Here is a 13,794-nt window from a genome sequence, read left to right on the forward strand (position 1 = left end):
TGTCATTTAACCCGGATCATTAAGTTCAATCGGCAATTTCCAGCATCCGGGCGGCCGGTTCGCCGCGCAGGCGGCGCCATGCGGTACGTGCGATTGTTACCGTCATTCATGCTGATCCGGTAAATTCGAAATGCCTTGTGCCGAAATATTCCAGGATATCGTTTCGTCGGCGTAAATAAACCGGCGGGCTTGCTTGTGCTTATGAATGACGCTGCAATGAACTTGCTTATTTGGAATAAGCCATGTAAAAATCAACGCGCTTGACAACTGTTTCATCGAAGCATGGCCGATGTGCGAAAAGATGCAAAAGTGGTTGAAACAGCAAGCGAGCCTGAGCGTGGCGAATACCGGCGCGATATCTGAAAGCGGATGAGAAGAAGAAGGAATCGGCGCAGTCGGAGTCGGGGGCATTCAACCAGGCGCCGGTACGGGGCCAGGCTGTCGCGGTAACGGACGCGGTAGCTGCCAGTGGCTGATTTGACGTCGCGCTCGCATACCAAACACGAGATTGACTACAACATTCCGAGGGGACACGTTGTATGTACGCGTGCAGGTCAACACTATCAAATGAAAACGGTCATGGGCGAAGCGGGGTGTCGCTTTGTGCGCGCATGACCGGGTCGTTACTCCTTTCAGCACGCACCGAATTCCTCCCTCGCATCGACGCGTACCTTGCCGCGCGCGATCGCATCAACGCTTGAGCGGCGGACCCGGGCGACACGTTTCGCAGCTCCGATGACTCGGCGCAGGCCGATAGCGCGCGGCGCGGCATCGGCGGCACGCGGTCCCTGCACGGGTTTCGCATGGTATTCGCCGGACTCGCGGCGCCCGGCGTGACAACGCCGGCGTTCGCGCCGCCCCGTGCATGCGTCGGATCATGATTGACGATCTTCCTTTTCAGCGTGGCAGTTGTTTCTTCCATGATCAGTCTCTGATCAAACTCACAAATAGCCGGTTTTGCATGTTCATTCGGAGAATATGTATGACGCTTACTGCTGTGGCCGACAACGACGCATTCAATTCAACGGAAATCACCGAAGAAGGCGATTCGTATTCGCACATCCTTGTCGAAATGGAGGCCCGATTTCCGCACGCGTCGCGTTATGTCGATTTCGACAGAATGCGCGACATGGACCTCGTGGCGATATTGTCCGACCTGCGCAAGATCGAATCCGGCGGCTTTTCTCACGAAAGCGTCGGCGGCCACTATGGACGCCAGCAGTTGAGCGTGGGCAAGGCGCTGTCGCGTCGTCACGGCTATCTCGCGCTCGCTCGCCTGCTGCAGCGCAGCCGTCGCTGGCAGCAGGATCACGTGCTGTTCGACGCGCTGGCCGGCAACGGTACGTTCGATCGCGTGATGCAGAGCCTCGTCGAGGACCGGCCCAGCTACGTCGGTAACGATGTATCGATCACGATGGTGCGGCAGGCGCACGACGACGGCCGGCTGGTTTTCTACAGCGACCTGCGCACGCCGCTCCTGCGAGACGCGTTTGCCGACTATGGCGTATCCGCCTATGGCACGCATCACGTGCCGCCCGATGCGCGCGCGGCATTTGTCGCCGCGGCCGGCCGCCGGCTCAAGGCGGGCGGGACCTTCGTGCTGCAGGATTTCATCGAGAACAGCCCGACGGCCGACTGGTATGCGGAGTGCATCCACGAGTTCCGCGGGTGCGGTCACGCGTACCGGCACTTCGAGCGCGGCGAACTCGCCGGCCTGCTTCACGGCGCCGGGTTCGTCGACGTGTCGGAACATCTTGTCTACGATCCGTTCGTGATGCCGCTCGAGGCGACCTGCGGCGACTTCGACGCACGCGGCATGTTCTTCGACTACCTGATCGACCTGTTCGCACTCGATCGCCTGCGCCGGATCGTCGGGCAGGAAGGTCTTTCCACGCGCATGCTCGACAATCTGCTGTCGCCTTATTTCCGGCTCGCCGATGCCGACCTGGCCGAACTGCGTCGCGACACCCGCGTGAACGACGTGGCGGACGTCTGGCTCGTACCGGAGCTGACCATCAGGACGATCGACGGCATGCGCTACCTGATCGCACCGCGTGTCGCGATCGCGGCGGTCGGCACGCGAGCCGCTCACGCGTAAGCGGACGTGCGACCGGCAATCCGCATCGAGGCCCGGTCTCGATGCGGGCGCCGGCAACCGGGCCGTGTTGCCGGGCTCGCCGCGACGCCGGTCAGGAGAGCTTTTGAGCGGGGCGAACGTAAAACAGGAAACAGGCAAGCATCAGCCCCGCGCTGATCAGCAATGCCCAGTCCAATGAGTCGCGGTTCACGACGAATCCGTAAACGTACACGCTGCTGATCGCGAATCCGGCGCAGAAGACGATCAGCCCATACATGGCGCTCGCGCTGCCCGCGTTGTGGACGAAAGGTCTCAGGCACGACGACAGGCTGCTGGGAAAGATCAGGCCGAGCGACATGTAGATGAAGAACAGAGAGGAAACGAGCGTCAGGAGGTCGTTCGAGACGAACCCCGACAACAGCCGGTTGAGCGTCACGGTCGCGATCAGGATGCTCATGCCGAAGCCGATGATCGTGACCTGGTTGAATCGTCTGGCCGCTCGATTGTTGGTGGTCGATCCGATCAGGTAGCCGCTCGATATGAGCAGCATGGCCCAGCCATAGTCGGTTGCCGTCAGGTCGTATTTGATCTGGATGACGAACGGACATGCGACATTGACCAGACTGAAGATGCCGAACAGCAACGCCAGCAGCATCACGTTCGAGCGGAAGGCGGGGTGGCTGAAAAGCGACCCGTAGGATCGGTAAAGCGACGCCAGTCGCATGTCCGTGTTTTTCCGGGGCAGCGTCTCCGGCAACTGGAAGCCGATGCACGGCATCAATGCCAGGCCAAACAGGATGAGCAGGTAGAACGACGCGCGCCAGCCGAAGTAGAGCTGCAGATAGCCGCCGACCGCCGGAGCCAGGATCGGGACCAGCGCCCAGGCCATCGCCATGTAGGAGGAAGCGATCGGCAGCTTGGCGGACTGAAAGGTGTCGCGCATGATCGCCCGCGCGCAGACGCTGGTGGCGCCCAGCGCGAGCCCCTGCGTTGCGCGCAACCACTGCAGGACGACGACGTGGTTCGACAGCACGATGCCGATCGACGACAGCAGGAAAAGCGCGAGGCCGAACAGCAGGATCGGCTTGCGTCCATGATAGTCGGCGAGGGGGCCGTAAATGATCTGCGAACCGCCGTATCCGAACAGGAAAACGGCGATGCTGAACTGAATGTCCTGCTGGCTGGCGGAGAACGCATGGACCATCTCCGGAGCCGACGGCAAGTAGATATCGATCGTCATCTGGCTCAGAACGACCAGCAGTATGATCAACGACAATATCTTCTTTTCCTGGAAGGTCATGGACGTGCTTCCGTGCGGGCGGTTGTGGCGGAGCGGGCGTCCGGAATCCGGGATGGGCCTTCATCCTGGCTGCGTGACCGGATCGTGCCGGCGATGCTCCGGGTCGGCCGGCTCGGGAAGAGGGAAGGCCTGGCCGGCGTGCCCCGGTCGAGCGGCCGTACGCCACGATCGGTGGTGACGAAGCTGCGGCGTACGGGGTGCGGCGACGCACCTCGTGCCATGATGGCCATGCGGGAGTGGCCGGATGCGCGTTCGAGCGAACGCCGGCGCGCAATCCGCGTTACTGCACGCTGGCGCCGTTCAACGCATGGATCAGGCTGGCCAGGGTGGCAATCGTCGAGAAGTTCTCCGGCGTGAATGCATCGTCGTCGATGACGACCTTGAACCGCTTCTCGATCTGATCCTTCAATTCGACGAATCCGAGCGAATCGACGCCGAGATCCTGTCGAAGGGAATGGGTTGAAAGAATCTTGTCTTTCTCGACTTCCACGTAGAGATCTTCGATCAGGATGTCTTTGAGGCTGTTCTCGATTTTTTCCATTATCTTTTTCCTCGATGCCTAGGGCTCTCACATTTGACTGGTGCAACTTCGTGACGTACCTGCTGCGCTGATTCCGAGCATGGGATGGCCGCGGGTCGATTTGATATTCACGGCGCAAAACGAGCGGCGCGCGAGTTGCGCGGCAAGTGTACCAAACTCCCGGGTTATTTTGACTTCGGTTGCGGTTTTGTGTCGATCGAGACGGGATGCGATTATAAATTCGGGTTTACACATCTTGATGCGAGAGCGCATGACGGATATGTCAACGTCCGTCATGGAGATGCATGGCGCCGACGGCTTCCGGAAATTTCAATCCTTGAAATGTCGGGGTCATCATTTCATCTTTCTTGTGGTGCCGAGTATTTCCTGCTCCGGATGGTAAGTCAACCCGGCAGTGTTGTCAGCTTCGAAACGATATGGATCGATCCGGCGTGGCGGTCGGGTTCCCCCGGGTTTGCGCACGGCGAGATATTTAAATTCGACAATTGTTTCATTTGATTGAACTCTCGTCGTCGCGCTCGCGAGCCCTTATGAAGTTATCTTGGAAGCTTAGAAATTTCTTGACTCGTGCTGTTCGGGCGGGCTACGATCGGTTCGCCAATAAATCCGACTATTGCAGAACCTGAGACGACAAATAAAGGTGCGGAGATGGCCGCCCCTTTTGCGTGGCTTTCCAGATAAATAGGAAAAGACGGAATGAGCGCAGCAGCCAGCATGATTATTGATGGGATTGATGATATTGCGCGGCGAATTTCTGATTTTGGTGATGCTCCGCCGAAATACGAGCTGTTATTAAAGGGTTATGCAAATCTGAAATTGCAGCCTGGGTCCGCTGTCGCGATTATCGCGCCCAATAGTGCCGAATTCCTGTTTCACTGGGTTGCCATACTTGCGAATGGCCTTGTTCCTTGCGCGGTCGCGCCGTCGTCAAAGACGGCATTTGTCCATGCGCTTTGCGAGTCGTTGAATATCTCGGCCGTTGTCGGGCCGCAGGTCGAGGCGGCCCGCTTTCAAGCGAAAACCCGCGACAAGATCGGCACGTTCAATGCCGCGGTCCTGGCGGCGATTGCACCGGCCTACGAGCCATTTGATGTGCTCCTGTTGACCACCGGGACTTCCGGATCGCAAACGGCCTGCGTTCACAGTGTCGATACGCTTGCGTGCAACGCGGGCATGACGAACCGGACGCTGAACATCACGGCGGCTGACCGGCAGCTCGTCGTACTGCCGATGTATCACACATATGGACTGGTCACCCAGAGCATCGGCGCGATGATCAGCGGGTGCGAGCTCAAGATCGATGGTCCGCCGTTCAACGCGAAACGCTATGCCGAGGTCATCCGCGACGAGCGGATCACGGTGAGCGGCATCACGCCGACGATTGCCCGGGACCTGCTCGCAAAGGACGCGGTTCTCCCGCCGTTGCGCTCGCTGAGCATCGGCGGCGATCGTATGACGCGCGAGGACGTTGCGAGCCTGCTCGGCAAGCCGTTCATCAACGAGCTGTATGTCACCTATGGCCTGACGGAGGCCGGCCCGCGCGTGTCCGTCCTGCCCGCGCATGATTCGTCGCCCGAGACGTACGACTCCGTCGGCCGGGCGTTCGACGGCGTCGAGACGAAGATCGTGGCGCCCAATGCCGAAGGGGTCGGCCAGCTGCTGGTCAAGACGCCGTCGGTGTGCCGCAGAAAGGTCGGCGCAAATATCGCGCGGCAGCCGACGACGGATGACGGCTTCCTGGAGACCGGCGACCTGTTTACGAAGGATGCGCGCGGCTATCTCCGTTACGTCGCACGGAAGTCGGACATCCTGATCATCAAGGGCGAGAAGCTGAATGCGAGGAGCGTGGACCGCGTTGCGCAACAGCATCCGGATATCGAGTTCGCACGCACCATCGAAGGCGACGAGAATTCGCTGGTCACCCTTGTGTGGGCCAAGGACGACAAGGCACTGGACCTGGACGAGATCAGGAAATTCATGAAGGCGTCCCTCCGGCTGCACGAGGTGCCGGACCGGCTGATCCAGAAGCGGCCGGACGATTTCCACAAATAACGAACGCGTTGAGCACTGGGCCGACACCATGATAATCAGATCACTCGAGAGCATCGAAGGAACGGAACGGGATGTCGTGGCGGAATCGGGCGTGTGGCGAAGCAGGCGCTTCATCCTTGCGAAGGATGGCGTGGGCTTCTCGCTGAACATGACGACCGTCAACAGCGGGACGGAAGTGGAGCTTTGGTACAAGCATCATATCGAGGCGGTGATGTGCCTCGAAGGGGAATGCGAGCTGACGAACAAGGAGACGGGCGAAGTCTTCACCATCAAGGAAGGCGACATGTACGTTCTCGACAAGCATGAACGTCATATCGTCCGCACCAAGACGTTTTTTCGCGCAATCGCCGTCTTCAATCCTCCGTTGACCGGAAGGGAAGATCACGATGCCGACGGATCGTTTCCGCTTCTCGTCGACGCCGACTAAGCCGGGAATTCACGCCTGGAATTCGGTCGGGCGCCCAAACGCGCGGTCTGACGGGTGATTGCCCGCGCCTGGCCAATCATTGAAATCCCTCTGGAGCGCCAGATGAAGTACTTGCATCTTCGCGGTGGCGGAGCGATGCCGGCTTTGGGATTGGGAACGTACAAGCTCGAGGGGCGCGAGGGCTACGACGTCCTGTGCCAGGCACTCGAGCTCGGGTATCGGCATCTCGACACGGCGGAGGCATACGGCAACGAGGCAGAGGTTGGCGATGCGATTCGCGACGCGCGGATCAGCCGCGAGGATATCTTCGTCACGACAAAGGTATGGCCGACGCATTTCAGACGGAAATTCATGCAGCTCGCCGCTGAAAATTCCCTGCGGAAACTGCGCTGTGATTACGTCGACCTGCTGCTGCTGCATTGGCCCAGCGAGAAGGTGCCGCTTGCGGAAACGCTCGACGCGCTGGCGACCCTGCTCGCGCAGGGCAAGGCGCGCGCCATCGGCGTGAGCAATTTCAGCGCGGAGATGATTCACGAATGCACGCAGGTCTTCGGCACGCCGCTCGCTTGCAGTCAGATCGAATATCACGCGCTGCTCGATCAACGTGAGGCGGTCAAGCGCGCGAACGACGCCGGGCTCGTCACGGTTGCGCATAGCCCGCTGGCGCAAGGGCGCTTATGCGGCGAACCCGCGCTCGGCGAGATCGGCGAGAAGTACGGCCGGACCGCCGCCCAGATCGGTTTGCGCTGGCTGATGCAGCAGGAGGGCGTCGGTGCGGTGCCCAAGGCCGCGAAGGCGGAAAATCTGATTCGGAACCTCGATATTTTCGATTTCGCGCTGAGCGACGACGAAATGGACAGGATCTACGCATTGAATGCCGGCGTACGCGTCGTGCAGGCGAGAAACCCTGCTTGACGGGCGATCGGGACGGCGGAACAGCCGATCGTGATTGATCGAGCAGGCCAGGGGAAGTACCGGGCGATTCATGCCGGATATGAGTCGGACTCCTCTGTAGTGGAGGCTATCCAGGGGACGTTCGATCCGGACATGCTTTGCCGTGAAATGAAGGATGCGCGTCGAACCAACATCGGGCGCTCACGGGAACGCGTCATTCAAACTGACAGGTAAGGTCTTTCACGATGAACAACATCTATTTGCTTCCGTATGCCGGTGGTAGCGTGTCGAATTACCGTTCCTATGTCGAAGCCTTTCCGGATCAGGCCGGGCGCGTCGTTGCCGTCGAGATACCGGGGCGCGGCAAGCGGTCGCACGAGCCCTTCGCACATTCGATTCCGGAATGCGCGGCGCTGACGGTCGAGCAAATCGATACGACGAGCGGCGACTACATCATTCACGGCCATTGCATGGGGGCGCTCCTGGCTTTCGAAGTCATCAAGCTCCTGGAGGCGCGCGAGCAGCGCCTGCCGCGCTTCATGGTGGCGTCCGGCCGCAATGCACCCAAGTACGCGACCACCTGGTCCCGGCACGTCGAGGGACTCGACGACCGGCGTTTCTTCGACGCGCTGCAGGAAATCGGCGGTGTGCCGCGAGGGCTGAACTTCGCGATGTCGAGACAGTTCCTGACCATCATCCGGGCCGATCAGAAGATGTCGCGCGACTACGATCCGGGCAACACGAAGATCAACGTGCCGGTCCTCGCGCTGGCCGGACGGGACGACGACATGACGAACGCGGCCGCGCTCGAGGAATGGCGGGACTACACATCCGGGGCCGTGGCGGTGAAGTGGCTGGACGGGCAGCACTATTTCATCTTCGACCAGGCGAGCCAGGTGGCTTCGTGCATCGAGGCGTTCGACAAGCTCGTCGATCGTTGAAGCGCGGCCGGCTGTCCGGCGTTGCGCGACATTTCCGGTGGTGAATGGCCGGCAACACACCGGGCCGGGGCCCGTGCAGATCCGGCATGGAACGACGAGAGATCGACATGAAAGCACTCGCTGTTGCCGCGTGGTCCATGACGACCCCGCTCGGGGAAGACGAGGCCACGCTCGATGCATTGTTCGAGGGGCGCTCGGGCCATTCGGTCCAGGCGTCGCCGTGGGCGTTGCGAAACTCGCTGGCCGCGGTCATCCCGAACCGGCCGGATTTTGCAAAGCCCGAGCGCATATGGCAGCGCCATCTCGCGACGGACGTCGCCCGCAAGGCCCTGAGCCGCACCGCGGTGGACATCCGGCGCGACCGCAAGCGGTGCGCGTGCGTGTTCGCCACGAGCTACGGCCACTTGATCGACGATGCCGGCGACGACACGATGTCGACGTGGGCCAGGGATTGCGTTCGCAGCCTGGAGTGGGATCTCGATCCGGTCGTGGTGGGGTCGGGCTGCTCGTCGGGATCCGACGCGCTCGGCGTGGCCGCCGCGATGCTCGATGCCGGTGCGGTCGACGTCGCGGTCGTCGTCGCGGCCGATATCGTCACGCAAGCGAAGCGCCTCGCGCACTCGCGCCTCGGCACCATGACGGCGGAGCAGCACCGGCCGTTCGATGTGGCGCGCAGCGGCATGTTGCTCGGCGAAGCGGCGGCGGCCGTCGTGCTGATGAGAAGCGCGGATTGCGCCGAGCACGCCGGCGAGTTGATCGGCGTGGGCGCGGCGAACGATGCATTCGGATTGACGGCCCCGGATCCGTCGGGGCTGTCGGTTCGCTTTGCGCTGGAGCGCGCGCTGCTCGCCGCCGAACTGACCTATGACGATCTTGCGCTCTATTACGCGCACGGCACCGCGACGCCATTGAACGACGCGCTCGAAGCGAAAGTGATCAGCGAGGTGTTCGCAAACCGTGACGACGTGACGATCGTCGGAACGAAAGGCGCGTTGGGACACTCGCTCGGCGCCTGTGGCGTGATCGAATTCATCCTGCTCCTGCAGATGTTGAACCGGCGGCGGGCGCCGGCCACGGTCGGGCTGACCGATCCGATCGCCGAGATCGCGGCGAATTTTCCGGCGCCCGGCGGTCGGCCGCTTCGCAGTCCGTACGGCGCCAGCGTCACGCTCGGCTTCGGGGGATTCAACACGGCCCTGATCGCGCGCGGGCGACCGCAATGAATCCCGGCGCAGCACGCGATTCGCGCCCTCGACGATACCTGACCACTCGAAGCGGAGCCTACCTCGATGAACGTGAAGACGACCCTGTATAGCGAAATCAGGTCGCGCAACAAGCCGTCTTTCTACGCTGCGCCGGTGGCATGGGCGACCGGCGACTTCGTGCAGTCGCTCATCGACGAGAGCGACGCAATCGTGCCGAACCATACGGGCATGATCGTCGTGAGCGACGAGTGCAGCCTGGATACCATCAGGGAGCTTGCCGGTGCGGCGGCCCAGGGCGGCATTTCCCCGCTGCGCTTCGCCGGCGCCAGCCCCAGCATCGTGGTCGGCGTGCCGGCGCTTCAGCAAGGCATACGCGGGCCGACGCTGACGCTGACGATGTCGCCCGAACATGCCGCGGACCCCATCGTTGCCATGATCCGCTACTGGATCGAACGCAATGGCGTCGATGCCGTGATCGTCGTTGCGCATCGCCGGCATGGCGCGCAAGCCCATCTGCTCAAGGGATTGATCGTCCGTTCGCTCGAAGCGGGCTTGAGGAAGCAAGTCCTGCGGCTCTGCGAGGCCGGGCCGGACGAGGCCGGCGCGGGTTGACCGCACGTCGATCGCGCGGGGGCCGGTCATGCCACGCGCGGCTTTTCTTTGAGAAGAATGGGGGAGATATGGTTATCGAGACCGAAGCAGTCCGCGCCGGTAAGGAAACGACGCGCCGCAACGAGAACCTGTTGAGCGTGATCGAAGACCGGGTGGACGCATTCCGCTGGCGCGAGCGCGTGGTGTTTCATGAGGGCGACGCAGCGTATACGTTCGCCGAGGTATTCGAGGGCAGCAACACCGTCGCGGCCAATCTGGTCGATGCCGGCGTCCGCGGTGGTGACCGTCTGTTGATGGCCCTGCCTGATTCCTGGGAATTCGTCGTGACGTTCCTGGGCGCCCTTCGCATCGGCGCGGTGCCGATACCGATGAATCCCGAGATCCATGCGGACGAACGGGCGCAGTTGGTCGCGCGTTCGAGCGCCAGGCTCGTCGTGTCGTCCGTCGCGATGCCGGGACAGGCGTGCGTCGATCCGACGGCGCTGCTCGCACCGCGTTCCCGCGGCGCCGCGGCCACCGGGATCGCCCATCGCACGCACGACGAAATCGCCTATGGCGTGTTTTCATCCGGCACGACGGGACTGCCGAAGATCATCTTTCATAGCCACGGCGATCCGGTCGTCTTCACGTCGGCATTCGCGTCGCACCTGGGCATCGGGCCAGGCGACACGAGCGTGTCCGCGGCGCGGATGTGCTTTGCCGCGGGACTCGGAAATTCGTTCTTCTTTCCGCTGCTCAGGGGGAGCGCGGCCGTGCTGAGCCGTCCGCGCCTGACGCCGGAGCGGGCTGCTTCGCTGATCGGCAAGCATGCCGCGACGATGCTGTACGGACCGCCCAGCTTCTATGGCCACATACTGGCGGACGGGTTCGGCGACCGGCTTTGCGCGCTGAGACTGGCGGCCTGCGGCGGCGCGGTCCTCCCGCTCGTGCTCGAGCAGCGCTTGCGGGCCTATCTCGACGACCGGCTGGTGAACATCTTCGGCAGTTCGGAGATCGGGCACGCCATGGTCGTCAACGGTCCGGGATACCAGCAGGAAGGCGCGTCGGGCCGCGTGCTGCCGCCCTACGACGCGCGTGTCGTGGACGACGCCGGCAGCGTGGCGCCGCCGGGCGTGGAAGGGAAGCTGCAGGTTTCCGGAACCACGATCACGCTCGGCGTCGAGCGCGCCGACGCGTCGCCGGTTCGTTTCGGCGCGACCGAGTGGTACGGAACCGGCGACGCGGCCACGATCGACGCCGAGGGGTTCGTGCGCATTTCGGGGCGGCTGGACGACCTCGAAATCGTCGGTGCGCAGAACGTGCATCCCGCCGAGATCGAATCCGTTCTCCTCGGGCTGGACGAGATTCGCAATGCCGTCGTGTATTCCAGCGTGCAACCCGACGGTCAGCCGCTTCTCAAGGCGTTGATCGTTCCCGCGGATCGGCGCGCCGACGAGGGCGACCTGCTCGGCCTCGTCCAGGCGCATGTCGGGAAACACCTCTCCTGGTACAAGGTGCCGCAGATCGTGGAATTGACCGACGAGATTCCATTGACGGCGTTCGGCAAGATCGATCGCAAAGCCATCAGGAAGCGAGCGCATCAAGCATCGCTGAAAACGGCATAGGCGCGCCGTGGCGTGGCGCCGGACGCCCGATCAAAACCGGTGTTTCCGTTTCCCGTACTGGAGTATCAATGCACGCAGAGGACACGCTCATCGATCTGCTGGCGTCCTGTTATGGCGCACGTGATTCGCTCACCTGCGCCGAATCGGATGCCGGCCTTTTCATCCAGGCCCCGGTCGCCTTTGTCGATCCGCAGACGGCCGCATTTCGCTCGGACGCCGCGGTGCTCAACGACCTTGCGATCAGCCATCGGCTGTCGGTGCTGGTCGGCCGTCGCGAGCATCGGATCGGCGACGACCATTCGCTCGCGATCAAGTCGATGGAGCGCCTGACGGAGACCATCGATGCAGTCGACGGATATCAGGTTTCGCTGCACGTCGAATTGACGCGCGAGCCCAACGAAAGAGTCGCGACCCTCAGGTCGACGCTGGTCGCCCGATCGGGGACCGAGGCGCGCAGCGTCGTGACGCTGTTCAACGTGCTGCCGCCGTCCCTCGTGTCTTTCGTCCGCCGGACCAGGAAATTCCTGGACTATGCGAACGTCCGGATCGACCGGGCGGTGCCGCAGCTCTCGGCGCTCGCCGACGGGCATTTCCGGTATTTCCCGTCGGAAGGCGACAGGCTTTCGGACGGTGCGCGCGTCGATCACGTGCCCGCGCTGACGATGATCGACATTGCATTGTCCGTCGGCACGGCGCGGAACCCCGGGGCGCTCGATGCGGATATCTCGGCGCAATTCCTCAGCTATGCCGATCCACGACAGCCGTTCGACATTGTGCCCGGTGACGCGCACGGCGTCGTGGCGTTCATGCAAAACGACCAGCGGGTCGCGGAAATCCGTTGCCGCGAGCGCGTGGGCGCGTAACGAACGTGCATGCCGGAACCGCGCGCGTCGCGCTTCTTTTTTCAATCACGGAGATCAAGACATGAGTGTTGCTGCCCCATCGTACGATGCCGATTTCTATTCGGACGAGTTCATTCGGAACCCGTGGCCGCATTACGAACGGATGCGTGCGCTGGGGCCCGTCGTGTGGATGCCTCGCCACGAAAACTATGCGTTGACGCGCTACGACGCGCTCGAAGCCGCGTTGCGCGATCACGAGACGTTCATCAGCGGCAAGGGGATCGCCGCCGATGCGAAGGGCAACGAACTGACGCTCGGGATCAGGAACGGCGCCGCTTCCGATGGCGAACGCCATGCGCTGATCCGTTCGCTCACGGCCGAACCGCTGCTGCCGCGCGCGCTCGAGGAGGTGCGCGGCAAGATCGAGGCGGCCGCGAGCGAACTGGTCGACGAATTCGCCGGCCAGGGCGAATTCGACCTGATGGAAAAATTCGCGTCGTACATGCCGCTGTCGATCGTCACGAAGCTGGTCGGGTTTCCCGACTTCGGCCGGGAAAACATGCTGCGCTGGGCGAGCGCGGCGTTCGATCTCGTCGGCGTGCAGAATGCGCGCGGCCGGGCGGCGATCGACGTGTTCGCCGAAATGCGGCAGTTCCTGATGAACGAGATCAGCCCGGAGGACCTGATCCCGGGAAGCTGGTCGCGGCGCGTCTTCGACCTCGTCGAGCAGGGCAAGCTGCCGCCCGAGGACACGCTGGTCGCGATTCGCAATTACGTGACGCCCAGCCTGGAAACGACGATCTCGGCGATTGGCCAGCTCGTCTACCGGCTGGGCACGAACCCCGATCAATGGGTGCTGCTCAAGCGCAAGCCGGAGCTGGTGCGCGGCGCGGTCAACGAGGCGATGCGCATCGGCACGCCGGCGCGCTCCCTCGCGCGTCACACGTCGCGCGCCGTCGATGTCGAGGGCATCACGATTCCGGAGAATGCGCGCGTGATGATGGTATTTGCCTGCGCGAATCATGACGAACGCGTGTTTCCCGATCCCGGCAAGTTCGACATCACCCGTCCTCCGCGACGCCACCTGAGCTTCGGCCGCGGCATTCACATGTGCATCGGCATGCATCTCGCCGAACTGGAAATGAGCGTGCTGCTGGGCGCGATCCTCGCTCGCGTGCGCGAGATTCGCGTCGGCGAGCCCACGGTGATCCTGAACAACACGCTCTATTCGTTTGCGACGCTGCCCACGCAGTTCATTGCGTGACGAGGTGCGCCGGCGTTCGCCCGTCCGCGCGACGG

Annotated in this window: 14 protein-coding genes; 11 read left to right on the plus strand and 3 right to left on the minus strand. The window is 62.5% G+C overall.

The window, feature by feature from the left end:
- Positions 1-102: 102 nt before the first annotated feature.
- Positions 103-411, minus strand: a complete 309-nt coding sequence (locus B7P44_RS36605) for a hypothetical protein (protein WP_133117881.1) — start codon at positions 409-411, stop codon at positions 103-105.
- Between the two features lie 571 nt (positions 412-982).
- On the opposite strand from B7P44_RS36605, the gene B7P44_RS22940 reads away from it, so the two are divergent.
- Positions 983-2,098 carry a hypothetical protein gene (locus B7P44_RS22940; RefSeq protein WP_133117882.1) on the plus strand — a complete coding sequence of 372 codons (1,116 nt, stop codon included), beginning with the start codon at positions 983-985 and terminating at the stop codon, positions 2,096-2,098.
- A gap of 91 nt (positions 2,099-2,189) precedes the next feature.
- On the opposite strand, the gene B7P44_RS22945 is transcribed toward B7P44_RS22940, so the two are convergent.
- Positions 2,190-3,377, minus strand: coding sequence for a multidrug effflux MFS transporter (locus B7P44_RS22945; RefSeq protein ID WP_084908278.1), 1,188 nt, complete (start codon positions 3,375-3,377; stop codon positions 2,190-2,192).
- A gap of 280 nt (positions 3,378-3,657) precedes the next feature.
- Positions 3,658-3,918 (minus strand): cispentacin biosynthesis acyl carrier protein AmcB, encoded by a 261-nt coding sequence (locus B7P44_RS22950; protein WP_084908279.1) that lies wholly within the window; start codon positions 3,916-3,918, stop codon positions 3,658-3,660.
- Between the two features lie 84 nt (positions 3,919-4,002).
- On the opposite strand from B7P44_RS22950, the gene B7P44_RS36610 reads away from it, so the two are divergent.
- The 10 genes from B7P44_RS36610 (at position 4,003) to B7P44_RS22985 (ending at position 13,759) form a co-directional block, all read left to right on the plus strand.
- Entirely contained in the window at positions 4,003-4,416 is a 414-nt protein-coding gene (locus tag B7P44_RS36610) for a hypothetical protein (RefSeq protein ID WP_133117883.1), read from the plus strand.
- A 198-nt stretch (positions 4,417-4,614) separates the two neighbouring features.
- Positions 4,615-5,970, plus strand: a complete 1,356-nt coding sequence (locus B7P44_RS22955; RefSeq protein WP_084908280.1) for an adenylate-forming 2-oxoglutaryl-ACP ligase AmcH — start codon at positions 4,615-4,617, stop codon at positions 5,968-5,970.
- Positions 5,971-5,998: 28 nt separating this feature from the next.
- Positions 5,999-6,397, plus strand: a complete 399-nt coding sequence (locus B7P44_RS22960) for an ectoine synthase (RefSeq protein ID WP_084908281.1) — start codon at positions 5,999-6,001, stop codon at positions 6,395-6,397.
- 102 nt (positions 6,398-6,499) lie between these two features.
- A complete protein-coding gene (locus B7P44_RS22965; RefSeq protein WP_084908282.1) occupies positions 6,500-7,312 on the plus strand; it encodes an aldo/keto reductase in 813 nt (270 codons plus the stop codon).
- Between the two features lie 224 nt (positions 7,313-7,536).
- Positions 7,537-8,232, plus strand: coding sequence for a thioesterase II family protein (locus B7P44_RS22970; RefSeq protein WP_084908283.1), 696 nt, complete (start codon positions 7,537-7,539; stop codon positions 8,230-8,232).
- 44 nt (positions 8,233-8,276) lie between these two features.
- Complete coding sequence (locus tag B7P44_RS22975; RefSeq protein ID WP_084908284.1) at positions 8,277-9,455, plus strand: cispentacin biosynthesis acyltransferase subunit AmcF; 1,179 nt, start codon at positions 8,277-8,279, stop codon at positions 9,453-9,455.
- 66 nt (positions 9,456-9,521) lie between these two features.
- Complete coding sequence (locus B7P44_RS37215) at positions 9,522-10,049, plus strand: cispentacin moiety biosynthesis protein AmcG (protein WP_162296926.1); 528 nt, start codon at positions 9,522-9,524, stop codon at positions 10,047-10,049.
- Positions 10,050-10,117: 68 nt separating this feature from the next.
- Entirely contained in the window at positions 10,118-11,653 is a 1,536-nt protein-coding gene (locus B7P44_RS22980) for a class I adenylate-forming enzyme family protein (RefSeq protein WP_162296927.1), read from the plus strand.
- 68 nt (positions 11,654-11,721) lie between these two features.
- Entirely contained in the window at positions 11,722-12,516 is a 795-nt protein-coding gene (locus tag B7P44_RS36615) for a hypothetical protein (RefSeq protein WP_157721094.1), read from the plus strand.
- Positions 12,517-12,577: 61 nt separating this feature from the next.
- The gene (locus B7P44_RS22985; protein WP_157721095.1) at positions 12,578-13,759 is read left to right on the plus strand and encodes a cytochrome P450; all 1,182 of its coding nucleotides are present in this window, start codon (positions 12,578-12,580) and stop codon (positions 13,757-13,759) included.
- Positions 13,760-13,794: the final 35 nt, after the last annotated feature.

This window comes from Burkholderia ubonensis subsp. mesacidophila (assembly GCF_002097715.1).
GTDB lineage: Bacteria > Pseudomonadota > Gammaproteobacteria > Burkholderiales > Burkholderiaceae > Burkholderia > Burkholderia mesacidophila.